Below are 22001 nucleotides of genomic sequence, written 5' to 3'. Positions count from 1 at the left end.
GAACAAACAGGAGCACTCGTTTTTCGCTTACAACTGGTGCGCGCCACCCTGCAACCCGCTTTATAAAAGTGCATCCAACGGTGAATTTCAGCGCCTCTTTGCCCTCAACATGCACAGTGTTCGCTCCCGGCGGATACCTGTAATCTCACGGCTGATCGACGTTAAGCGGTCGATGCCTTTGGTAAAATGACCGCCTCGCAGCCACGACCGGCGCACTCCTCTCAGTTATCGACAAATCATGAGGTTTATCCGATGAGTAAAGCTCCCTACGTCCCGCCGCAAGTCTGGGTGAACAACGCCCCGTCCGGCGGCCAGTTCGCCAGCATCAACCGTCCCATCGCTGGCCCGACTCACGAGAAAACCTTGCCGGTGGGCAAGCACCCGCTGCAGCTCTATTCGCTGGCAACGCCCAATGGCGTGAAAGTCACGATCCTGCTCGAGGAATTGCTGGCGCTGGGACACGAGGATGCCGAGTACGATGCCTGGTTGATCCGTATCGGTGAGGGTGACCAGTTCTCCAGTGGCTTTGTCGAGATCAATCCAAACTCGAAGATTCCCGCGCTGCTGGATCGCAGCGTGCAACCACCGGTTCGTGTATTCGAGTCCGGCGCGATCCTGCTGTACCTGGCCGAGAAGTTCGGCGAGTTTCTGCCGAGCGATTTGGCCGGACGTACCGAAACCCTGAACTGGCTGTTCTGGCAGATGGGCGCAGCGCCCTACCTGGGCGGCGGCTTCGGACACTTTTATGCGTATGCGCCGGAGAAGCTGGAGTACCCGATCAATCGCTTTACCATGGAAGCCAAGCGTCAGCTGGATGTGCTGGATCGCCGCCTCGCCGAAAGCCCGTACCTTGCTGGCGACCGCTACTCCATCGCGGATATCGCGGTGTGGCCCTGGTATGGCCAACTGGTGCGAAACAACGTGTACTCGGCCGCCGAATTCCTGTCGGCCGACCAGTACACCCATCTGCAGCGCTGGGCAGAGGAAATCGCCAACCGGCCTGCGGTCATCCGTGGCCAGCGGGTCAACCGGACCTGGGGCGATGAGGCGAGCCAGGTTGCCGAACGGCATCAGGCTGAAGATCTACGTTGAGCTGCTGATTGCCTGATGGAATCCCGCCGATGTCGGCGGGATATCAAAGCGCCGCTTCTGGTTGATCTATCGCTATTGCCTTCGCCGCACGACCCGACGCACAAAGCCGCATGGTCGGCGCCTACATGTGTTTTTACTCGGTGGGCAGCGCGCTGGGAGCTGCAGCGGCTACTCCATCACATCGTGCGGAGCGAACCATGCCTTTTGCCAAAATTGCCCCCGCTGAAGTGGCGCAGATGCGCCAGTTCAACAAGAAGCTCGCCTGGATGCCACGCTTCAAAATACGCAATCGCGTCACGCCGCGAGTGATTCAAGCACTGTTGCGCATGAGCCAGCTCGGCGGCGACAAGCAATTGGCCAGGCATGGGCTTACGGCCGAAACACGCGTGATCAAGGTGGATGGCGTAGCTGTGCCCCTGCGGATCATTCGACCCCAGGGAAAGATTCAGGGCATCGTGCTGGACTTCCATGGCGGCGGTTGGGTCATCGGCAATGCGCAGATGGATGACGCCTTTAACCTGGCGATGGTCAAGGCGTGCGATGTCGCCACCGTCTCGGTCGATTACCGCCTGGCAGTGTCAACACCGATTGCAGCGCTGATGAATGATTGCCTGGGCGCCGCTCGCTGGTTGCTTGGCAACGAGTGCGAGGAATTTGCCGGGCTGCCCGTGATCGTGGTCGGCGAATCCGCAGGCGCGCATCTCGCTGCGGCGACCTTGTTGGCGCTCAAGGCCTGGCCGACAATGCTCCGGCGAGTGAGCGGCGCGGTGCTTTATTACGGAGTCTACGACCTGACGGGAACGCCAAGCGTGCGCACGGCGGGCCCGGAAACCCTGTTGCTGGACGGTCCGGGCATGGTCGAAGCGCTGCGCAGGCTCACCCCGGGCTTGAGCGATGCACAACGCCGCCAGCCGCCCCTGTCTCCACTCTACGGCGACTTTAGCGGTCTTCCACCAGCGCTGATGTTCGTGGGCGAACTGGACCCTCTTCGGGACGACACTCGGGATATCGCTGAGCGCTGGGGCGAAGTTGCGCAGGTTGAAGTGCACCAGCTGCCGGAGTGTGCCCATGGGTTCATCCATTTTCCGACGGCGCTGGCAGACAGGGTGCTGGCGTACAGTCGGGAGTGGATCAACGAGCGGATCCACCGGTTGCCGCGCTGAATGCCGCGATCGCACACGCTATCCGTCAACTATCTTTTTAGGAGTCAACATGCCTGCCAATAAGCGCGACAGCGCCCGTATCGAACGCCGCCTGGTCGCTACGCTCACCGAAGCCTGCGAAATGGCGAAAGCTGAAATCACCGGGTTTGACTGGCTGACTCACACGGTCGACTACGATGCTTTTCCACAAAGCCTCAGGGTGATCTGGGTGTTTGAGACCCGCGCGAGCAAGGAGCAAGCCCTGTCCTGTGGGCAGGACACACGCATGCGGGCACTGACGGCTATTGCGCTGCACGAAGCGGGTGTCGATTCAGTGCAACTGGACCGCTGCGTGCGGTTCGACTCTGAAGAGGAATGCCGAGTCCAGCATGGCGGGGATTGGCGTCGGCGCCTGTCCGGGCGCTAAGGTGAGCGAGACGAGGTGATACCTCAACAGCCGCTTTGCCAAATACCGGCATGATCCTGGCGTGCTCCGCTCGATACCGGATGATCACAACCCCACGAGCGAGTGGCTCGGCGAGCGGCGGATAGGCGATCAGGGCCGGAACCGTCTCGGATTTCAGTGGAAGTATTGCCGGTGGGTGATTGGCGTCTGCTTCGCCTTGAGCGGATGCTGCTGCGCAGACCAGGACACCCAGGGCCAGGGTGAGTGCATTTGCGAAAGCGAGTGGCATGGGGTTTTCCTCCCGCAGGGTTCCTTTAGGCTCGCCACTGCCTTGGCCCATAAGGGCTATATCGTCGCCGCTGTTAACCACCCCGGCACCACCACTCATGACCGTAGCCCCCAGGCCGCAGCACAGTTATGGCAACGCCCTGCCGACTTGAGCCGGGCCATCGATGCGGTGCTGGCTCAGCCGCAACGATTTGGCGAGGTCGCGAAAGGACAGGTTGCCGTAGTGGGCCATTCACTCGGCGGCTGGACCGCGTTGGAAATCGGCGGCGCACGTTTCGATCCCGAGCGCTTCGACCTGGACTGCAAAGTCCACACGACGTTGGCCAGTTGCTCCGTGTACCAACAGATCAACCCCGCCAGCACCCCGGACGCGAGAACCCAACTGGCTGCGGATTTGCGCGATAAACGTGTCACCTCCATCGTCAGCCTGGACCTGGGCCAGTCACGTGGAATGACCGACGCCAGCCTTGCGGCGCTGCCGGTGCCGACGCTGGTAATCGCTGCAGGCGCTCCATCTGCCGACCTTCCCGCTGAGCTGGAATCTGCCAACCTGGCCAGACGCCTGCCCCCGGCATCCAGTCGTTACGTCGAGATCAGCGATGCCAGCCACTTCAGCTTCCTGTCGTTGTGCAAACCGGGTGCGGTGGCGATGCTTGAAGAGGACGTGCCAGGCGACGGGATCATCTGCCAGGATGGCGAAGGCGGACGCTCTCGAGTGGCAATCCAGCAGCAGGTCATAGGGCTGATCGATGAGTTCCTGGCGCAGCCATTGATCACAACCCAGCGTTGAGCTGAAGGTGATAGCGCGAGCGTCGGAGGGGATGGGCAGGCGGATGAGCAACGTGGAAGATCGCTGGAGGTTTTGTCCATATGTGGATCTGGCTCAATTTGTAAGCTGATATCATTGATGAACTTACAAGTTGGACAGAGAAAAATGAACCGGCAGAAAAAAATAAAGCAGTTGTTGAAGGCTCACGCGAAAAAGGCCAGTGCCAAATTGGCACCGGCCAAGGCGAAATACATCAGCAAGGCTGACCGATTGAAAATGGCAGCTGAGGCGGGTCAGGAGCCAAGCACTGCTGCTGAAAGCTGAGAAGTGCAGACACTTCATCCCATGCCTACCGCGCGTGCACAGTCCAGGCCACAAGCCTGGCAACCATTGGCCTTACAACCAGTACGCACACAAAAGCAGATGGCATTGCTACCCGATAAGCATTCATCACATTCTCCAGGTAATGCTCATCCAGACCGAATTCGGCTATGGTGATCACCAGGCACATCAGGAACGCCATTATTGTTGCCATGTAGAGCGCGAATACGTAGGGCGTAGCGCGGCTCGGCAAGCGCAGCCTGGAAGAATAGGTCGTGGAGTCGGCGGTCATCGGTGGCTCTCGGGTAGTCAGTGAGCGACAACGTTAACAATCCCCTTGGTCAACCAGTACCCGCCTCTCCATTGAATCAATACTAAAAATTATCAACGAATCGAGCAGACAGTCAGTTCATGGATACTCTGGGTTTGATCAACACCTACATCCGGGTGGTGGAAACCGGCAGCATTGCCGCTGCGGCCCGCGCCCAGGGCCAGAGTGCGGCAGCCGTCAGCCAGAGCCTCTCGCGGCTGGAGGCACACCTCGGTGTGCGCCTGCTGTCGCGGACCACTCGCAGCATGGTGCTGACTGAAAGCGGTGCGCGCTACTTCGAGAAAGTCCGGCACATTCCACGGGATATCGATCTGGCCGCGCAGTCGGCGACCATGACCAGCGAGCCGCAGGGCGCACTGCGCGCGGCGACCACGGCGGCATTCGGTCGTCATGTGCTCGCCCCCTTGATGCCTGCTTTCAAGGCAGCCTACCCGCGCATCGACATCGAGTTGATCAGCACTGACCGGCGCGTCGATCACCGCCTGGAGGGCATCGACGTCAGCATCCGGATCAAGGCGCAGTTGAGCGAAAGCCTGGTTGCCCGCCAGATTGCCTCGCGCCCTTTCATATTCTGCGCCTCCCCTGCCTATCTGCAGCGTGCCGGCGTACCCGCGACACCCGAAGACTTGCACAAACATGCGTGCCTGGTGTTTCGCTATCCCACTGATGGACGTTACCTGCCGTGGAATTTCATTCGGCACGGCCACTCGTTCGAGGTGAAAACCAACCCTGAGTTTGTCTGCGATGACATCGATATGCTTGCGCAAATTGCGGTGAATGGCGGCGGTATCGCGCGACTCGCAGACTTCGTGGCTCAGCCGCTGATCGAACTCGGACGATTGGTGCCGTTGTTCGAACCGCATCATCCAGACGCAGCCACTGCGCAACCTGAGCCTATGGATATCTTTGCGTGCGTCACCGAACGGTCGGCGCTGAACTCCAAGGTGCGCGCGTTCATCGATTTCCTGGAGCACGCGCTACGAGCAGACCCGCCACGGCACCTCGGGTAAGCCGCTAGAATTTCTGACTTGCTTAATACATATGGTTATCCGTATATTCGATCATCCATATGTAAAGAGCGCTTGCGATGATCACCCCCCTTGAAATCTTCAAGAGCCTGGCTGACGAGACCCGCCTGCGCGCCACCCTGCTGATTGCCGAGCAGGGCGAGTTATGCGTCTGCGAACTGATGTGCGCGCTCGACGATAGTCAACCGAAAATCAGCCGTCACCTCGCACAATTGCGTAGCAACGGCCTGCTGCTGGATCGGCGTCAGGGCCAGTGGGTGTATTACCGTCTTAACCCGCAGCTGCCGGAGTGGGTTCACGAAATCCTGCGAGTGACGGCAAAGGCTAATGCCGATTGGCTCATGGACAACTCCTCACGCCTGCAGAACATGAATGCACGGCCTGTGCGCGAAAGCGCCTGCTGCTCAAACCCCTTCGATCCGTCCTTTGATGTTCGCCCATAGCGGCTGGAGTACTCCATGCAAGTCCTCTTCATGTGCACGGCCAACAGCTGCCGCAGCATTCTGTCTGAAGCCATGTTCAATCATCTGGCGCCCGCCGGGTTCGCAGCGGTGAGTTCTGGCAGCTTTCCCAAGGGCCAGGTGTTGCCGCGCAGCCTGTCTACCTTGCAGCAGGCCGGTATCTCCACCGATGGTTTGTACAGTAAAGGCAACGATGCCTTCGCAGGCAACCCGCCGGACATCGTCATCAGCGTCTGCGACAAGGCCGCAGGTGAAGCTTGCCCCGTTTACTTCGGCCCTGCGCTGAAAGCCCACTGGGGGCTGGAAGATCCATCCGATGTCAGCGGTGACGAAGCGCTGATCGACGCCGCTTTCCGTGCCACGCTCGCGCGCATCGAACAACGCTGCCAGGCCTTCCTCGAACTGCCCTTCAACCGTCTAAGCCGCGATGAACTCAAACACGAGCTCGATCGCATCGGCACTCTCTGAGGAGAACTGTTCATGTCAGAACACCTGCCCAACCTCGACGCCACCCTGTTCGAAGGTCTGCAAACATCGACCCTGGGCGCCCCCAAACCGCGCATCCTGCTGCTGTACGGATCGACCCGCGAACGCTCTTTCAGCCGGCTGCTGGTAGAAGAAGCCGCCCGCCTGCTTGAGCACTTCGGCGCAGAGGTGCGCATCTTCAACCCGTCCGGCTTGCCGTTGCCTGACGATGCTCCGGTCGAACACCCCAAGGTGCAGGAACTGCGCGATCTGGTGGTGTGGTCGGAAGGTCAGGTGTGGTGTTCGCCGGAGCGCCATGGCGCGATGTCGGCGGTATTCAAGGCACAGATCGACTGGATCCCGCTCGAGCTCGGTGCAGTTCGTCCGACCCAGGGCAAGACCCTGGCAGTGATGCAGGTATGCGGCGGCTCCCAGTCGTTTAACGTGGTCAATCAACTGCGTGTGCTGGGACGGTGGATGCGCATGTTCACCATCCCCAATCAGTCGTCAGTGCCGAAGGCTTACATGGAATTCGACGACGCCGGGCGAATGAAACCATCGCCGTTCTATGATCGGGTTGTCGATGTCATGGAGGAGCTGGTGAAATTCACCCTCCTACTGCGCGACCGCCAGGATTTTCTCGTCGATCGCTACTCGGAGCGCAAGGAAAGTGCCGAGCAACTGATGGCGCGTGTCAATCAGCGTTCGATTTGATGAAGAAGCAACGCCACCCCAGCCTTGGTAAGGCTCAACATGAATCGGCGTCGCAGACCGAACCTTTCCCCCGAAAACACCGTCCGAGGTAAGGCGTTAATGCTTACCGCTCACCACGAGGTTTCCGTTTGAAAGCTGCCGTCATCAAAAAATACCGACTGATCATCAAGACCATGGGTTACGTGGGCTGGGCGTTGTTCTGGCTGTTGCTCTGGGACATCGCGGTCACCGTGGACTTCATGCTGTTTCTCAACGCCAAGATCAACCTGCCGCTGATGCCCCTGACATTGCTCGGTTCGGCATTGGTGGTGCTGATCAGCTTTCGCAACAGCAGTGCCTATAACCGTTGGTGGGAAGCGCGGACGTTGTGGGGGTCGATGATAAATAACTCTCGCAGCTTCGCCCGTCAGGTGCTGACGTTGCTGGATGACGCTGGCCCTGAGTTCAATCCGGTCAAGTCGACCCTGCTGCGCCGCCACGTGGCGTATGTGAATTGCCTGGCGGCGCATTTACAGGGCCATGCTTGTCCGGAGGAAGTCCGCGCGTTTATTCCCGCTGAGGAATTTGCTCGCAGTGGCACCACCAACAACTTTGCCAACGACATCCTCACCGGCTCAGCGGCGTTGCTGGCCCGGGAGTACAAGGCCGGGCGGCTGGACAGCATTCGCCTGGCCAGGCTTGAGTCAACCCTGGTGGACCTGTCCAACAGCCAGGGAGGCATGGAGCGGATCGCCAATACCCCGCTGCCCTACCCTTACGTGTATTTTCCGCGGCTGTTTATTTCGCTGTTTTGCCTGATCGTGCCGGTGGGGCTGGTGGAATCCCTCGGCTGGTTCACGCCACTGGCTTCGACCGTCGTGGGCTTCATGCTATTGGCCATCGAACGCATTGGCACCGACTTGCAAAGCCCGTTCCGCCACAGCGAACACCAGATACAGATGGAAGACCTCTGCGAAACCATCGAGAAAAACCTGCAGTCGATGCAGCGTGATTCTTTGGGCGATGTGCGCAGGCTGGAAGAGCCTGCTAATGCTCTATGAGCATGGCAGTCAGGAACCGTAACGCTCGACTGAAAACCGGATGACAGTCGGCAAACGGAAAATCGTCAAGCGCAGATGTACAGACTGAGCGTCCCAAAGCCGCTACTGAAAAATATCATCAAGACGCTGATGGGCGAGCAGCGCCGAAACATCCGCTTGAGCCATTTATTGCTAAAGCCCGGGAATACAGGCCAGTTTTGCCTGTCGCCACCCTCGTCTATTGGCCGATTTCTGTCTGTTTTAACCGTAAGCCATGAGTCGATTACATGCCTCGATCACAGGCAGTTATCGGCCAGAAGCGCACCCTCCAAACCCCTCGTTCTCCCCTCGAAATTGAAGTCTCTCCTTCCCGCAAGGGCGCGCAGATAACCCCTCCGTCCGCCGAACCTTGCATAGGTATAGGGGGTATGCCTATCATGCACAATGCATAGGTAGGGGGGGTATCCCATGGGTCATATTGCGGTAAACAAAGACGATCTTCTCAAACGCGTAAAACGCATCGCCGGACAAATCCAAGCCGTTGAGCGGGCATTGGAGTCGGACCTCGATTGCGCCAAAACACTGCACCTTGTTGCCGCTACTCGCGGAGCCATCAATGGCTTGATGGAGGAAATCATCGAGGAACACGCGCGGGAGCATGTCGCAAACCCTGCTCTCAGCGAAGAAGAGCGTAACAAAGGCGTCGAAGAGCTTCTTGAAGCCATTCGCCGTTACTCCAAGTGAACGCATCCAGGAACACGCTCATGAACAGCACGAACATCAACTACACACACGACCATGTGTTCCTTGGCTCAGCACACGACGAAAATGCCAAGCGTACGCTTTGGGTTGTGGCGCTGACCGTTGTGATGATGGTTGGCGAGATCACCGCTGGCTATATCTCGGGCTCGATGGCGTTACTGGCTGATGGCTTTCACATGGCAACTCATGCCGGCGCATTGGGCATCGCGGCGGCCGCTTATGGATACGCAAAACGCCACGCTTCCAGCCAGCTCTACAGTTTCGGTACCGGTAAGGTTGGAGACTTGGGCGGATTCGCCTCGGCGCTGATTCTCGGTATGGTCTCCCTGGGAATTGGCGTTGAGTCTGTCATGCGCCTCTTGCAGCCAACGGAAGTTCAGTTCGGCACCGCTACGCTCATCGCGATTGCCGGTTTGATCGTCAACATTGTCAGTGCCCTGCTGCTGGGCCACGGGCACAGTCATGGGCACGATCACGATAACGATCACGGCCATGCCCACGCCCATCACGGGAACGACAACAACCTGAAATCGGCCTACGTCCACGTCATTGCAGACGCGCTGACTTCCGTTCTGGCCATTGCTGCATTGCTCGCCGGCCGGTATCTCGGCTGGGTGTGGCTGGACCCGGTCATGGGCATTGTCGGCGCAGTTGTTATTGCGCGCTGGGCATGGACCTTGATGGGAGCCACCGCAGGAGTACTGCTGGATCAGACAGATGCACACGTTGCCGAGGAAATCCGCGAACTGGTTGAGAAACCGGGGGATGCCACTATCACGGATTTGCACGTCTGGCGGGTTGGACCGCAAGCCCATGCGGCCATCGTCAGCGTCCTTGGTGAGGCCACTGCGAACGCCGATAGCATTCGTGAACGTCTCAAGCCGGTTCACGAAGTCAGCCATCTGACGGTCGAGTTTCGACCTGTCTATTAAGCGCCTCCCCACCATTGTCTCCAAAGGAACCCGCAATACCTCTAGGGAAACGTGAACTGGCACGAATCGAACGTCGGTTGATAACCACGCCTACCGAAGCATGCGATCAATCACGTGTGCCCAAAGGTGGCTGACAATGGCTAAAGAAATCGAGAATCCCTGCATCTCAGTTTGCCAGCTCAGTGGTGATCTGTGTGTGAGCTGCGGGCGAAGCAAGGAAGACATCAGAAAGTGGAAACGCATGAAGCGGCCTGAAAAAATGGCCGCAGTGCAAAGGGCGAATGTGCGCTTGAAAGGGCTGAAGAAATCACAAGGATAGTCACTTGTTCTGGATGACCGCTATGGGTCGACTCTGTTGAAAAAGTAGCTCTCCTGTCTGGCCTGCGGCAAAATCTCTGCATTGGCCAGCAGGGAAGCACGCAGCATGATGGGACAGTTATCGAGTGGGCAGGAGAGGCTGTTTTACTCGTTCAACCTTGAAGATCACATTCCAGCCAATGACCTTCTGCGCAGCATTGATCAATGTCTCGATCTGAGCGACCCGCGCCATTACCTCGCCGATTTCTACAGCCCGATTGGGCGTCCGTCGATTGATCCTGAACTGATGATTCGCATGCTGATCGTGGGCTATTGCTACGGCATTCGCTCTGAGCGACGGCTGGGCTTCAGTGTCCGGTTCAGCTAGCGCGATCAAAGCCTTAACGTGATGGGCAACGGCAAGCAATCCCATTCGAATTAACCGATGCCGGATGGCCTGCACACTTTCCAGATCATCAATGAGGGTCATTTTTCCCTATTGGTTGATCGACGTGCCAAACGCAACGGCTCGGCAAAGGCGCCGGGCCGTGAAGAGCCGTGCTTAGACGAATGTCAGGACAGCGTTGAACACCAGTGCCGCGACAAAGCCAAGAGGCGCTGCGCGAAACAGGAGCTGCTGGAACAGTGAGCTGCGGCTCTGCTCCGTGGTACATGAGCCTAATATCAAGCTGCCTCCAGAGGAGAACGGCGAGATCGAGGTGGCTTGAGCGCCCACGACGATGGCCACGAACAGGATCATCGGATCGAGCCCCAGTGCCGTGGCAAGCGGTGGCACCAACGGGAACAGCGCCGGCGTCACCACCCCCAGTGTGCTGGAGAACAGTGACATGAACGCCGCCACCACACCGAAGACAATCGGCACCATGATCGGCGCAATGCTATTGCCCATCCACGATGCCAGCAAACCGATGGTCCCGGCCTTGATCGCGACCGAAATCAGCATGCCCACACCGCAAATCATGATCAACGTGCCCCAGGGCACGGACGCCATGGCCTTGCGTTCGTCGCCCAGTTTCAACAAGAGCGCGATCACCGAGAACAGGCTGGCAATCAAACCGATGTCCATCTTCGAATTGATGAAGCTCACCGTGGAGTTGTCAGGGAAGACAATTTGCGCGATGGGCGCCGCCAGCACGATCACCATCATCGCCAACGTCAGCCACAGGGTGATTGTCTGCTCGCGGTTCAGCGGCGTCGGCACCACGACCGCATAAGCGGACGCCTTCATCGCCTTGCCATGGCCGGTGAGAAACACCAATACCGAAATCACCGCCAGCGGTATCACCAGGGTACTGGCGAAAATCGCTGCGGCGTTGATGAAGGCCTCGTTTTCCGGGATGCCGGCATTGGCCATCAAGCCACGAAAAATGATACCACTCTGGCTGGAGACGAAGTTGGCTCCGCTCAAGGCGCCATAGTTGACCGCCATGCCACCCGTGATCAGGCTCATCCCGGTGCGCTCACACAGCAGCAGCGTGATGGGCGCCATGAACGCCAGCACTGTGTAGTAGCCCGCCCCCATCGCCGAGATGGCGGTTGCCGTGAAGAAGACCGCGAACGGCAACAGTTGAGGCATCGACCGGCATCGATAAATCAGATGCTCCGCCAGCTTTTCAAGCGTTCCATTGACGGTGGCAAAACTATAGAACAGACAAACCGAGAAGATGATGAAGAAAATCTTCAGCGGCCACAGGCTGATGACTTCGGACGGGCTCAACCCCATGCCGTAACAGCCGATCAGGTAAGCAAAAGCGATGGCGAACAGACCTATGTTGATCTTGGTCTTGTAACCCAGGGCGACGGCGACAACGATTGCCGCGACGACGAGCAGGCTCATCATGATGGAAGTCCTATTGTTGTTATTGATCGTTTAGCAGCACATGTCGAAGCCAAACAGCTTCGCTGGGTTGTCCTTGAGCACATGTGCCCGCTCGGCCGCGTCCGGCAGCAAGCCTTCGAGGAAAGCCACTTGCCGGGTATAGTTTGTCTGCTGTTCATACTGAGTGTTGGGCCAATCGCTGCCCCAGACGAGTCGCTGGAGACCGCCACTCGCGTCGCGCAACAGCGACAGCCCATGCGATGCCTGGGCAAGATCGGATTGACTGCGGTACGCGGCGGACAGCTTGAGCCACACCCCGTCATCGTTCAGCAACTCAAGAAACGCCTGATGGTTGGGGTTCCCGGCATCGATGCCCCCCGTCGGCAGGCCGAAATGATCAACGACCACGGTCACACCGCAGGCCCTGATGGCCGATACGATCAGCGCCAGGTCATCGATGCCGCGCTGAATTTCCACTTGCCATCCCCGCAGCGCCAACCGCCGGAACAGAGCGGTCCAGGCTGGGCTGCTGTAATCCGCCAGCGCCTTACCAATGAGATTCAAACGGATGCCGACCACACCGGCTTCGGCCAATTCGTCCAACTGGGTTTCGCTTACGCCGACATCCACCACCGCCACCCCACGCAAACGCTGCGGATAACGGCGCAAAGCGTCGAGCATGAAGTGATTGTCGGTGCCTAGAAAGCTCGGCTGAATCAACACGCCGTGTGAAAAACCGTGGTGATCCAGGTGATCCAGGTATTGCTCCACCAAAGCGTTGTAACGCGGGCTGTAGCGACGGTTGGCAACCATCGGCAGATCTTGGCGGAAGACATGGGCGTGCGTGTCCACACCGGTGAAGGCAGGCGGGTGAAGGCTGGTCATAAACAGATAACCCCGATCGTTTGTTGTTATGGCAAATCACCTGCCGCCCATGAAAAACCAGGCCCTTTGGCCCAATCTTCCATCGTCAGCATGTGTATAGATGTCACAAATTCATATAGATGACTAGATCACCATATATTCAGGGATAGATATCTGTCAAACCTCACGCAGGTGATAAAGTGGCTCCGCATGCCGAAAAGGAATCAAAGAAAAATGAACGCCCCTACTACCCTCGGATACGACGAGCGCTTGCCGCTCTATCAGCGCCTGCGAGAAGAAATGCTCGCCAAGATCGGCACCGGCGAATGGATGCCAGGCTCGCCCATCCCCACGGAGGCCGAGCTCACCAAACACTATGGTGTGGCGATCGGTACAGTGCGGAAGGCCGTGGATACGCTGGTCAATGAAGGCCTGCTCCTGCGCAGCCAGGGTCGTGGCACCTACGTGCGCCGCCCCAACTTCGATGCCTCACTGGCGCGATTCTTCAGGCAAGTGAATACCGCAGGTGGGCGCGAAACACCGACCAGCCGCATCCTGGCAAAAAACCGGCAAAAACCCTCACAGCGGGTGGCAACAGCACTGAAGTTGCAGGACGACGAAGACGTCGTGCACCTGGAGCGGCTGCGGATGATTGAAAGCCGCACACTTTTTCACGAGGATATCTGGCTTTCCGTCACACGGTTCGGCGTATTGCTGGACATTAATTCCGAAAGCTTCGGCAAACTGCTCTACCCGTTTTATGAAACCCAGTGCGGCCAATGTATCGGCTCGGCGACCGAGATCCTCACCGTGGAGCAAGCCGACCGGGCCATCGCCAAAATCCTTTCGATCAAAGAAGGCGCCCCGGTCGTCACCATCGAGCGCACCGCCCTCGGCTACGACCGCTCCCCGCTCGAATACCGAATTTCCCGCGCGGCGGCCGAGGGGTTCAGGTACCAAATCGATATCTCATGAGCCGAGTGGCAATGGTACCAACGCCCTCGCCGCCAGGTGTCAGGATTACGCCGGCGGTCCAACCAATCCAGCGCCCGATTCACCGCCAGCTCACCGAGCATGATGATCTGTTCAAGCCCCAACAACGCATTACGACTCTGCCACTGAAACGTCTCCGCCAAGTCGCAGGCCATTACATTGGACGACGCCAAGCATTCACAGGCGTGAACCAGCAAGTCTTCCGTGTCGAAATCCGGGTTAATCGCTTACATCGTGCTCGGGGCCCGGCTGCGGGTTTTGATGTCTTCGGTGTTGAGGTAATAGTCGAGGGAGTTGGCCTAATGGGAACCACATTTGGAGCAAAACCGAAAGGGAACTTCAGGTGAGTATCCGCTTAGGGTCCAGGCTGTGTGAAAACGCATGTGCCGTATTGAAGTCTCGTTGCTACGTAAAATCTGCGGGTGTTTTGTTAATCAGCAGCCCGAAAATTTGCGCAAGAGCGCGATGTTCGTTCCAGTCCTGACTGAAAAGCCTGCTTCAAAACGGTTTCACACAGCCTGGGTCGTTTTCTGCCTCTCGCGACGGGCGGAATTCGGCTGATTCTGTTGAAAAACGCAAGCATCTCCGACTGTGTCGCCTTGAGCCTAGAAAGGACATAATCAGTGCACGACCATGAAATGTGATTTCGATGCCCACGATAATTAAACGACTGACCCCGGATCATACCTCGTCGTATCGAGCTCTAATGCTTGAGGCTTATCGCCTTCATCCCGATGCTTTTACTTCCGATGTCGGCGAGCGCGAAGCCTTACCCATCGACTGGTGGGAGAAAAGGCTTAATAGTGGATCTGATGCTGCCGATGCGGTGTTCGCTGCGTTTGAGGGTGAGGATTTGCTTGGTGTCGCTGGACTTTCTGTTGAAAGAAGAAAGAAGGCCAGCCACAAATCCACGCTCTTCGGAATGTACGTTCCACTCGCTCATCGAGAGAAAGGCATCGGATATAATCTGCTGCACAGCATCCTGGCCTATGCGAAATCCCGGCCTCAGCTTTTGCTTGTTCAACTGACCGTCACCGAGGGCAATCGAGGTGCTCAAGGGCTCTATGAGCGAATGGGATTCAAGCCATTTGGAATAGAACCTTTGGCGGTAGCAGTAGGGGACCAATTCATTTCGAAAGTGCATATGTGGCACGATCTACGAAACGCCACCTGCGAAAATTAGAGTCCATTCGGGTCATTCTTGATTAGCTCGTATCTCTCCTGTCTGGCTTGCGGCAAAATATACCCGTCGGCCAGCGGGAGAATACGCAGCATGATGGGACAGTTATCGAGTGGGCAGGAGCGGCTGTTTTACTCGTTCAACCTTGAAGATCACATTCCAGCCAATCACCTTCTGCGCAGCATTGATCAATGTCTCGATCTGAGCGACCTGCGCCATTATCTCGCCGATTTCTAAAGCCCGATTGGGCGTCCGTCGATTGATCCTGAACTGATGATCCGCATGCTGATCGTGGGATATTGCTACGGCATTCGCTCTGAGCGACGGCTGTGCGAAGAGGCCCATCTGAACCTGGCGTATCGCTGGTTCTGCCGGTTGAGCCTTGAAGATGAAGTACCCAGTCACTAAACGTTTTCCAAAAATCGACATGGCCGTTTTCGGGATAGCGATCTGTTTCGCTGGTTGTTTAATGAAGTGCTGCGTCGCTGTATGGACGCCGGTCTGGTCAAGGGCGCAACGAAGCATCGAAAAGTCACTTAACAGTGGTGAATAGGTTCTTTGATGAGGCCGAGCTCAGCGTCACGCTTCTTGAAAAATCGACTTTTTCAACACAATCGGCCAATAGCGGTCATTCGTGTTTTCACGCATGGCCAGCGTGAGCTTTGTATTCAACGGCTCTTTTCCCATTGGTCATTACTCATCGCCAAGCGAAAGCCGAGATGCGACATGGAGTTCATAGGATCGGCGCCCTGCCTGGCACTGGTTCGAAAACTCGTGCAATAGCTGTCGCTACAAAGAAAAGATCCGCCTCGAATGACACGCTGCGGCGCATGGGCCGTCACCCCGAGTTCGGGGTCATAGCTGTCGGGAGGACCCGCCGGGTTTACCGCTGCTTCGCTCGCCGGTTGATGTTTGAGACCAACTCCAAACGCGTCGGCTCGATACCAATCGGCGACCCATTGCCAAACATTCCCGGACATATCGTAGAGCCCGTAGGCGTTAGGTCGGTAACTGCCCACCGGCTTGGTGCCAATTTTGAATTTGTTACTGGCCCCGGTCACTGGAAACGGCTGTATCTCATCCCAGGTATTCGCCATCTTTTCTCCTCCGGGCGAGAAGTCATTCCCCCACGCATAATTCGCTTGTTCCAGCCCGCCTCTCGCGGCGTATTCCCATTCAGCCTCGGTGAGTAGGCGCTTGTGCGCCCATGCTGCGTACGCCTGTACATCTTCACTTGATACCTGAACAACAGGATGGGTTTCCTTGCCCTCGATTGTACTGTCTGGTCCCAACGGGTGACGCCAGTCAGCCCCCGGTACGAATGCCCACCACTGGCTGAAATCATTGAGCGGGATGGGTCTGTCTGAGCCGACAAAAACCATTGCGCCAGGCACCAGGTCGCTGTCATCTGGCTCGGGAGTACCTGGCGGTAGTTGTACCTCCAAATCTTCCCATCTGGGTTTGCGTTCGGCGGTGGTGACGTAATGTGTTTCAGCAATGAAACGGGCGAAATCGGCATTGGTGACGTCATTGCGGTCAATCCAATACCCGTCCAGTCGCACCTTGTGCGCCGGGCGCTCGTTTGGACGTGCCTGCTGGTGATCGCTCCCCATCAAAAACTCGCCACCAGGAAGCCAGACCATATCCAGGGGGCCATTCTTTCCATCACCCAGCGCTAACGGCACGGGGCCACGAATGTGCTGATACGGCACAAACGCCACGCAAGCCAACACGATCCCGGCGCAGACGATGGCGATACCAGCACGCCGTTTCCTGATAAGCATGTGCGCTCCTCCTCATACCAGTCTGCAGCCCCTACTGAACCTGCTGAGTATCAAGATCAGGTATAGACACCACACCTCCAAAGTCAACGGCCACCTACGCTGCTGATGAGATGGACTGGCAAGCGACGAAAACGGTTCTACACTCGGAACTTGGGGTTTCGGGGGGTTACAGGAGCTGGCCATGGCCATTGCATACTGGACTCAATCAAATCGGCTGCATAACAGGCTTGGTGCTGGACTGGCCTTTGCCATGCTTACGCTCTCTTGTGCCTATGCAGCGCCACAGGAAGTCAACGGCACGCCCGGTTCACCCAGTGCGACCACGACCATCGATGGCAGATATCTACCCAACCCTCCTCCGGCGTTTGGTGGCGTCATCAACCTCGACGCTACGACCTCGACGCCCTACTGGTCCCCGACCATCGTACCTCCAAAAGACGCGCCGAATGTCTTGCTGATCATCACTGACGACGTCGGCTTCGGTGCGCCCAGTACGTTCGGCGGTCTCATCCCGACGCCGAGCATGGATCGCGTTGCGGCAGCCGGATTGCGCTTCACACAATTCAATTCGACGGCACTGTGCTCTCCCACACGTGCCGCCTTGATTACCGGGCGCAACCACCATTCCGTCGGTTTCGGCGTCATCACGGAAATTTCGACGGGGTATCCCGGTTACAACAGTGTCATCACCAAGGACAAGGTGACCATTGGCAAAATCCTCAAGGACAACGGCTATGCCACCTCGTGGTTCGGCAAAAACCACAACACCCCATCCTTCCAGATCAGCCAGGCCGGCCCGTTTGATCAATGGCCCATCGGTATGGGCTTTGATTATTTCTTCGGGTTCATGGGCGGCGAAACCAGCCAGTGGCAACCGGGTAATCTGATGCGCAATACCACGCCAATTCATCCTTACGTTGGCAAGCCGGCATGGAACCTGATCACCGCGATGGCGGATGACGCCGTTGGCTATGTCTCTGAATTGAATGCCCTCGATCCTAAGAAGCCGTTCTTTCTTTACTACGCGCCCGGCGGCACCCACGCGCCACATCACCCGACGCCCGAATGGGTCGACAAGTTCAAGGGCAAGTTCGACATGGGCTGGAACGCCGCGCGCGACCAGATCTTCGCCAATCAGAAGCGTCTCGGCGTCATCCCGCCGGAAGCCAAGCTCACACCTTGGCCGGATTCACTGAAAAAATGGGATGAACTTTCGGCGGACGAGAAAAAACTGTATGCCCACCAGATGGAAGTCTATGCGGCCTATCTGGCGTACACCGATCATGAAATCGGTCGTGTGATCCAAGCGATTGATGACATGGGCAAACTCGACAACACGCTGATTTTCTATATCAGCGGTGACAACGGCGGCAGCGCCGAAGGCACCCCGAACGGCACACCAAACGAGATGACCACGTTCAACGGAATCGATGTGCCGGTCGCCGAGCAAATGAAGTATCTGGATGCTTGGGGATCGGACCAAACCTATCCGCACATGGCCGTGGGCTGGACCTGGGCCATGGACACTCCCTTCAAGTGGACCAAGCAAATCGCATCGCATTTTGGTGGCACCCGCCAAGGCATGGCCATCTCCTGGCCGAACCGGATCAAGGATGCTGGCGGCATCCGTAACCAGTTCCACCATGTCATTGACATAGAGCCGACGATTCTTGAAGCCACCGGCATTGACGCACCGCTTCAGGTAGACGGCATTGCGCAAAAGCCCATCGAAGGTTCGAGCATGGCTTACCTCTTCGACAAGCAGAATGCCGAAAAGCCCTCTACACGCACCACGCAGTATTTCGAGATGTTTGGAATGCGCGCGCTTTATCATGAGGGCTGGATGGCATCGACGACGCCCTACCGCGCACCTTGGGACATTACTTCTCAGCCACCCAAGGACATCGTCAATGGCGTCAAATGGGAGCTCTATGACCTCACAAAGGACTGGACGCAGAATGACGATATCGCCGCCGCCAACCCTGCGAAACTCAAGGAACTACAGGATCTGTTCTGGGTGGAAGCGAACAAATATCAAGTGTTGCCGCTCGACGCTTCCGCATTTACGCGCGTCGTTGCACAGAGGCCGAGCATCGTGGCCGGACGCACCGAGTTCGAATATCTGTCTCCGATTACCGGCATACTTCCAGGCAACGAACCCAACGTGTTGAACAAGTCCTACGTCATTACGGCGGACATCACTGTTCCTGAAAACGGCGGCGACGGTGTATTGGTGACCGACGGCGGCCGCTTCGGGGGTTACGCGCTCTACCTCCTGAAGGGTAAGCCGGTTTTCAACTATAACCTTGAAGGCGTTGCGCGATTCCGCTGGGAAGGAACCGAGGCGCTCACTTCCGGAAAACACAGCATCAGCTTTGATTTCAAATATGCCGGGCCGGGATTCGGTAAGGGCGGCACCGGCGTGCTGTCGATGGATGGAAAGCAACTGGCTAGTCAAACAATCCCACACAGCGTTCCGTTCGTCTTCGGCGTGGATGAAAGTTTCGATATCGGTTCCGACACCGGCACCCCCGTCGATGACAAGGATTACCAGGTACCGTTTGCATTCACCGGTTCACTGCACAAACTTTCCGTCAAGCTTGAACCAACGCAGTTGAATGTCGAGGGCAAGGAGGCAGTTCAGAACAAGGTTGGCAGCAAAGACTAGGCAAAAGCACGCGGGTCAACTCGCACGAGATGATCCGCGACTTACCTGCGGCAGCCTCCTTTGTAACCATCGGATCGAGTTCGCCTGTTGCAACTTTTCCTGAAGGTGCGCTTTGGGTCGTTTTCTGCCTCTCGTGACGGTTTGTCAGTGTTACTCCCAATGCGATTTATCGCGGTTCAAGTAGCCAATTGCTGCATTGCGCATCGGCGGTCTAGGCAATTTGACGAGCTCGGTTCTCCCAGAACGGCTTGCGCAGTTCGGTCTTCAACACTTTCCCGACACTGGATAATGGCAACGAGTCCCGGAACTCGACACTACGCGGAACTTTGTAACCGGCAATGGATTCGCGGCAGTGGGCGATAACTTCTTGCTCGGAGATACGTGCGCCAGGGTTGCAAACGATCACTGCGTGAACCGTCTCGCCCCATTTATCGCTGGGAATGCCTATCACTGCAACTTGGGTAACGGCCGCAAGTCTGACGATGGCGTTTTCGACCTCGGCGGTATAGATGTTCTCCCCGCCGCTCACAATCATGTCCTTCAGCCGGTCACAGATATAGACGAAGCCATCTTCGTCCATGTAGCCACCATCGCCGGTGTGCATCCAGCCGTTACGCAGCGCTTCGGCAGTGGCTTGCACGTTGTTCCAGTAACCAAGCATGACATTCGGTCCGCGTGCGACGATCTCCCCCACGATGCCTCGCGGCACCTCCCTGTCTTCGTCATCCACGATACGGATTTCAACGCAGTTGACCGCAACCCCCGCCGAGTACATTTTGCCGCTGCGCTGATGCGCCTCGCAGTGATACTCGGCATCGAGGATGCACGCGAAGGGAGACAGTTCGGTCATGCCGTAGCCTTGAATGAAATCGGCTTGCGAAAAGGACTGGCGGGCTTGGTCGAGCAGTGCCGGGGAGATTGCCGAAGCGCCATAAGTGATTTTTCTCAGCGCGCTCAGATCAAGTTGGGCCGCTGCAGGATTGCCTTCGCGCCAATCGAGGAGCATCTGCAGCATGGTCGGCGCCAGCCTTGTATTGCTGATTCGTTCCAAGCCGATGCATTCGAGTACTTCCTGCGGTTTGAAGGTCGATAGCACCACATGCGTACCGCCGCTAATGAACAGTGAGATCATTGCCGACAGATCAGCTATATGGAACATCGGCATGGCATGCAGGAAGATAGTCTGAGGTCCGATCCCGGTCTGGTTGAAAGTAGCCAGGGCTGATAAAACGAGGTTGTTATGACTGAGCATTACCCCTTTGGGGAAGCCCGTGGTTCCACCGGTATAAAAGATGCCCAGCAGAGAATCGCCACCACGAAGGGCATCTTCGACTGGCTCATACTGGGTGATCAGCATTTCGTAGTTGAGCATGCCAGGTGGAGTTTCGCCCTCCCCGGCATAAATCATCAGGCGCAGGGTTTTCGCAGCAACGCTGATTTTTCCTGCCAGATCCAGGAAATTATCGTCGACGATCAGTACACAGGTTTCAGAATCGTCCAATGAATAGACAATCTCCGCAGCGCTCCAACGAATGTTGACCGGGTTGAGCACGGCATCGGCCCAAGGGACCGCCAGACAGTATTCGATGTACCGCTGCGAGTTTAGCGAAAGCATCGCCACCCGCTCGCCGCTGGTCACACCCAGGCCTTTTAAGGCGCCGGCCAGACGGGCGACTCGTTCGCCCAACTGGGCAAAGCTCAGACTACGACCTTGGTAACGAATGGCCGGCGTGTCGGGACGCTGTTGCATATGGCGATGCAACCCTTGGGTCAAGTACATCTAAATCTCCTGCCTTGTTTTTTAAAGAGTTACAGGTTTCTTAACTGAAGATTTGATCAGAACGTCTTGCTGGCACTGACCACTACAGTCGAGGTGCACACATCGGTGTAACCGTAGTAACTCGCGCACTCGCTCTTGGAAAGGTCCGTGTCGACGTAACTAAGGCCCCAGTTGATTCCAAGTGCGCTGCGGGTCAGCTTGGCTTCCCATTCGCGATAATCACCACGAGCCTTGCCACTGTTTGACAAAAACACATCATCCTTGAAGTCGAAACGACCATAGCGGACCTCCAACCCGACCTGATCCACAATTTCATGGCTGTACCCCAAGTAGGTGTAGAGCGTGTCTTGGTCTTTCCCGACGAAGTTCTTCAAGTCGTTGGAGTAATAACTACCGAACTTGAAGCCATAGGCTTTGAGAATGGCGTAGACCTCACTCATGTTGAATTGTGCTTCCTTGGCATAGGTGTACTTGAGATACCCCACATCAAGGCTGACATCGTCATTGAATGGAATGAAAAAGCCTGCGTAGAAATCTTGTTCCAGGCGCGTTTTCAGGTTCATCCCAAAGTCGACATTTGATGTCCAGACGCCCGCATAGGCACCGCTACTGTGTATCAATGTGGCCTCCAATTGCGCAGCGGGATCGCCGAGTGTCATGGACAATCCGCGACTGCGGTAATCGCTGACCACCTGTGGTTTGAGCTCCAGTTGCAGGTTGTCAGTAAGTGTCACGGCACCCGCGCCAAAGGGGAAAAGCGCGCAGCCGACAAGGGTCGTGATAGCAAGACGATGCATAGGTTGAATCCTGTTTATTATTATTGGCAGGCTAGGCTTCGCCCTCCCATGCCCCGAAGAGCAACGGT

At 57.0% G+C, this 22001-nt stretch carries 21 protein-coding genes and 5 pseudogenes; 18 read left to right on the top strand and 8 right to left on the bottom strand.

Features of this window, described 5'->3' with window-relative positions; all coding sequences use genetic code 11:
- The first annotated feature begins 252 nt into the window (after nucleotides 1-252).
- The 3 genes from yghU to AAEZ05_RS02860 all read left to right on the top strand — a co-directional run bounded on the left by yghU (nucleotide 253) and on the right by AAEZ05_RS02860 (nucleotide 2661).
- Nucleotides 253-1092: a glutathione-dependent disulfide-bond oxidoreductase gene (gene yghU / locus AAEZ05_RS02870; RefSeq protein WP_350646569.1), complete on the top strand. Its 840-nt coding sequence runs from the start codon at nucleotides 253-255 to the stop codon at nucleotides 1090-1092.
- Between the two features lie 197 nt (nucleotides 1093-1289).
- A complete protein-coding gene (locus tag AAEZ05_RS02865; protein ID WP_350646568.1) occupies nucleotides 1290-2255 on the top strand; it encodes an alpha/beta hydrolase fold domain-containing protein in 966 nt (321 codons plus the stop codon).
- A 49-nt stretch (nucleotides 2256-2304) separates the two neighbouring features.
- Nucleotides 2305-2661 (top strand): hypothetical protein, encoded by a 357-nt coding sequence (locus tag AAEZ05_RS02860; protein ID WP_350646567.1) that lies wholly within the window; start codon nucleotides 2305-2307, stop codon nucleotides 2659-2661.
- Here the strand turns inward: AAEZ05_RS02860 and AAEZ05_RS02855 are convergent.
- Nucleotides 2660-2929, bottom strand: a pseudogene (locus AAEZ05_RS02855) (DUF6130 family protein); the annotation flags it as partial. The gene AAEZ05_RS02860 and the pseudogene AAEZ05_RS02855 sit on opposite strands and share 2 nt — an antisense overlap.
- Before the next feature lie 30 nt (nucleotides 2930-2959).
- On the opposite strand from AAEZ05_RS02855, the pseudogene AAEZ05_RS02850 reads away from it, so the two are divergent.
- A pseudogene (locus AAEZ05_RS02850) lies at nucleotides 2960-3718 on the top strand (alpha/beta hydrolase family protein); the annotation flags it as partial.
- Between the two features lie 144 nt (nucleotides 3719-3862).
- The gene (locus tag AAEZ05_RS02845) at nucleotides 3863-4021 is read left to right on the top strand and encodes a DUF2986 domain-containing protein (RefSeq protein WP_082069163.1); all 159 of its coding nucleotides are present in this window, start codon (nucleotides 3863-3865) and stop codon (nucleotides 4019-4021) included.
- Nucleotides 4022-4046: 25 nt separating this feature from the next.
- Here the strand turns inward: AAEZ05_RS02845 and AAEZ05_RS02840 are convergent, their stop codons facing one another.
- Nucleotides 4047-4310, bottom strand: a complete 264-nt coding sequence (locus tag AAEZ05_RS02840) for a DUF2798 domain-containing protein (protein ID WP_045059429.1) — start codon at nucleotides 4308-4310, stop codon at nucleotides 4047-4049.
- 119 nt (nucleotides 4311-4429) lie between these two features.
- Between AAEZ05_RS02840 and AAEZ05_RS02835 the strand changes: the two genes are divergently transcribed.
- From AAEZ05_RS02835 to AAEZ05_RS02795, 9 genes and pseudogenes are all read left to right on the top strand, one after another.
- Nucleotides 4430-5359: a LysR family transcriptional regulator gene (locus AAEZ05_RS02835; protein WP_045059430.1), complete on the top strand. Its 930-nt coding sequence runs from the start codon at nucleotides 4430-4432 to the stop codon at nucleotides 5357-5359.
- 77 nt (nucleotides 5360-5436) lie between these two features.
- Complete coding sequence (locus AAEZ05_RS02830) at nucleotides 5437-5820, top strand: metalloregulator ArsR/SmtB family transcription factor (RefSeq protein WP_045059431.1); 384 nt, start codon at nucleotides 5437-5439, stop codon at nucleotides 5818-5820.
- Nucleotides 5821-5835: 15 nt separating this feature from the next.
- A complete protein-coding gene (locus tag AAEZ05_RS02825) occupies nucleotides 5836-6306 on the top strand; it encodes an arsenate reductase ArsC (protein WP_045059432.1) in 471 nt (156 codons plus the stop codon).
- 12 nt (nucleotides 6307-6318) lie between these two features.
- Nucleotides 6319-7017 (top strand): arsenical resistance protein ArsH, encoded by a 699-nt coding sequence (arsH, locus tag AAEZ05_RS02820; RefSeq protein WP_045059433.1) that lies wholly within the window; start codon nucleotides 6319-6321, stop codon nucleotides 7015-7017.
- A 128-nt stretch (nucleotides 7018-7145) separates the two neighbouring features.
- Nucleotides 7146-8057: a bestrophin family protein gene (locus AAEZ05_RS02815; RefSeq protein ID WP_045059434.1), complete on the top strand. Its 912-nt coding sequence runs from the start codon at nucleotides 7146-7148 to the stop codon at nucleotides 8055-8057.
- A gap of 447 nt (nucleotides 8058-8504) precedes the next feature.
- Nucleotides 8505-8780, top strand: a complete 276-nt coding sequence (locus tag AAEZ05_RS02810; protein WP_082069164.1) for a metal/formaldehyde-sensitive transcriptional repressor — start codon at nucleotides 8505-8507, stop codon at nucleotides 8778-8780.
- Nucleotides 8781-8800: 20 nt separating this feature from the next.
- Nucleotides 8801-9730, top strand: a complete 930-nt coding sequence (gene dmeF / locus AAEZ05_RS02805) for a CDF family Co(II)/Ni(II) efflux transporter DmeF (protein WP_045059436.1) — start codon at nucleotides 8801-8803, stop codon at nucleotides 9728-9730.
- 136 nt (nucleotides 9731-9866) lie between these two features.
- The gene (locus AAEZ05_RS02800) at nucleotides 9867-10049 is read left to right on the top strand and encodes a DUF1289 domain-containing protein (protein ID WP_082069165.1); all 183 of its coding nucleotides are present in this window, start codon (nucleotides 9867-9869) and stop codon (nucleotides 10047-10049) included.
- Nucleotides 10050-10154: 105 nt separating this feature from the next.
- Nucleotides 10155-10391, top strand: a pseudogene (locus AAEZ05_RS02795) (transposase); the annotation flags it as partial.
- A 198-nt stretch (nucleotides 10392-10589) separates the two neighbouring features.
- On the opposite strand, the gene AAEZ05_RS02790 reads toward AAEZ05_RS02795, so the two are convergent.
- Nucleotides 10590-11888: an SLC13 family permease gene (locus AAEZ05_RS02790; RefSeq protein WP_045059438.1), complete on the bottom strand. Its 1299-nt coding sequence runs from the start codon at nucleotides 11886-11888 to the stop codon at nucleotides 10590-10592.
- 30 nt (nucleotides 11889-11918) lie between these two features.
- Nucleotides 11919-12752: an amidohydrolase family protein gene (locus tag AAEZ05_RS02785; protein ID WP_045059439.1), complete on the bottom strand. Its 834-nt coding sequence runs from the start codon at nucleotides 12750-12752 to the stop codon at nucleotides 11919-11921.
- A 213-nt stretch (nucleotides 12753-12965) separates the two neighbouring features.
- Between AAEZ05_RS02785 and AAEZ05_RS02780 the strand changes: the two genes are divergently transcribed.
- Nucleotides 12966-13706: a GntR family transcriptional regulator gene (locus AAEZ05_RS02780; protein ID WP_045059440.1), complete on the top strand. Its 741-nt coding sequence runs from the start codon at nucleotides 12966-12968 to the stop codon at nucleotides 13704-13706.
- A gap of 56 nt (nucleotides 13707-13762) precedes the next feature.
- On the opposite strand, the pseudogene AAEZ05_RS02775 reads toward AAEZ05_RS02780, so the two are convergent.
- Nucleotides 13763-13987: pseudogene (locus AAEZ05_RS02775) on the bottom strand (DUF6124 family protein); the annotation flags it as partial.
- Nucleotides 13988-14373: 386 nt separating this feature from the next.
- Between AAEZ05_RS02775 and AAEZ05_RS02770 the strand changes: the two are divergent.
- Nucleotides 14374-14907, top strand: coding sequence for a GNAT family N-acetyltransferase (locus AAEZ05_RS02770; RefSeq protein WP_045059441.1), 534 nt, complete (start codon nucleotides 14374-14376; stop codon nucleotides 14905-14907).
- Between the two features lie 90 nt (nucleotides 14908-14997).
- A pseudogene (locus tag AAEZ05_RS02765) lies at nucleotides 14998-15417 on the top strand (transposase); the annotation flags it as partial.
- A 155-nt stretch (nucleotides 15418-15572) separates the two neighbouring features.
- Here the strand turns inward: AAEZ05_RS02765 and AAEZ05_RS02760 are convergent.
- On the bottom strand, nucleotides 15573-16688 hold the full coding sequence (locus AAEZ05_RS02760) for a formylglycine-generating enzyme family protein (RefSeq protein WP_350646565.1): 1116 nt from the start codon (nucleotides 16686-16688) through the stop codon (nucleotides 15573-15575).
- Between the two features lie 181 nt (nucleotides 16689-16869).
- Here AAEZ05_RS02760 and AAEZ05_RS02755 point away from each other — a divergent pair, with 181 nt between their 5' ends.
- Nucleotides 16870-19356, top strand: a complete 2487-nt coding sequence (locus AAEZ05_RS02755) for an arylsulfatase (RefSeq protein ID WP_350646564.1) — start codon at nucleotides 16870-16872, stop codon at nucleotides 19354-19356.
- 211 nt (nucleotides 19357-19567) lie between these two features.
- Here AAEZ05_RS02755 and AAEZ05_RS02750 read toward each other — a convergent pair whose 3' ends face one another.
- Together AAEZ05_RS02750 and AAEZ05_RS02745 are read right to left on the bottom strand one after the other, a co-directional pair.
- Nucleotides 19568-21136, bottom strand: coding sequence for a long-chain-fatty-acid--CoA ligase (locus AAEZ05_RS02750; protein ID WP_350646563.1), 1569 nt, complete (start codon nucleotides 21134-21136; stop codon nucleotides 19568-19570).
- A 56-nt stretch (nucleotides 21137-21192) separates the two neighbouring features.
- The gene (locus AAEZ05_RS02745; protein WP_045059445.1) at nucleotides 21193-21933 is read right to left on the bottom strand and encodes a TorF family putative porin; all 741 of its coding nucleotides are present in this window, start codon (nucleotides 21931-21933) and stop codon (nucleotides 21193-21195) included.
- Between the last annotated feature and the right edge of the window lie 68 nt (nucleotides 21934-22001).

Origin of the sequence: Pseudomonas sp. HY13-MNA-CIBAN-0226 (assembly GCF_040310305.1) — a bacterium.
GTDB lineage: Bacteria > Pseudomonadota > Gammaproteobacteria > Pseudomonadales > Pseudomonadaceae > Aquipseudomonas > Aquipseudomonas gregormendelii.
The sequence above is the reverse complement of the archived record's forward strand: the minus strand, read 5'-3'. Positions and strand labels throughout refer to the sequence as shown.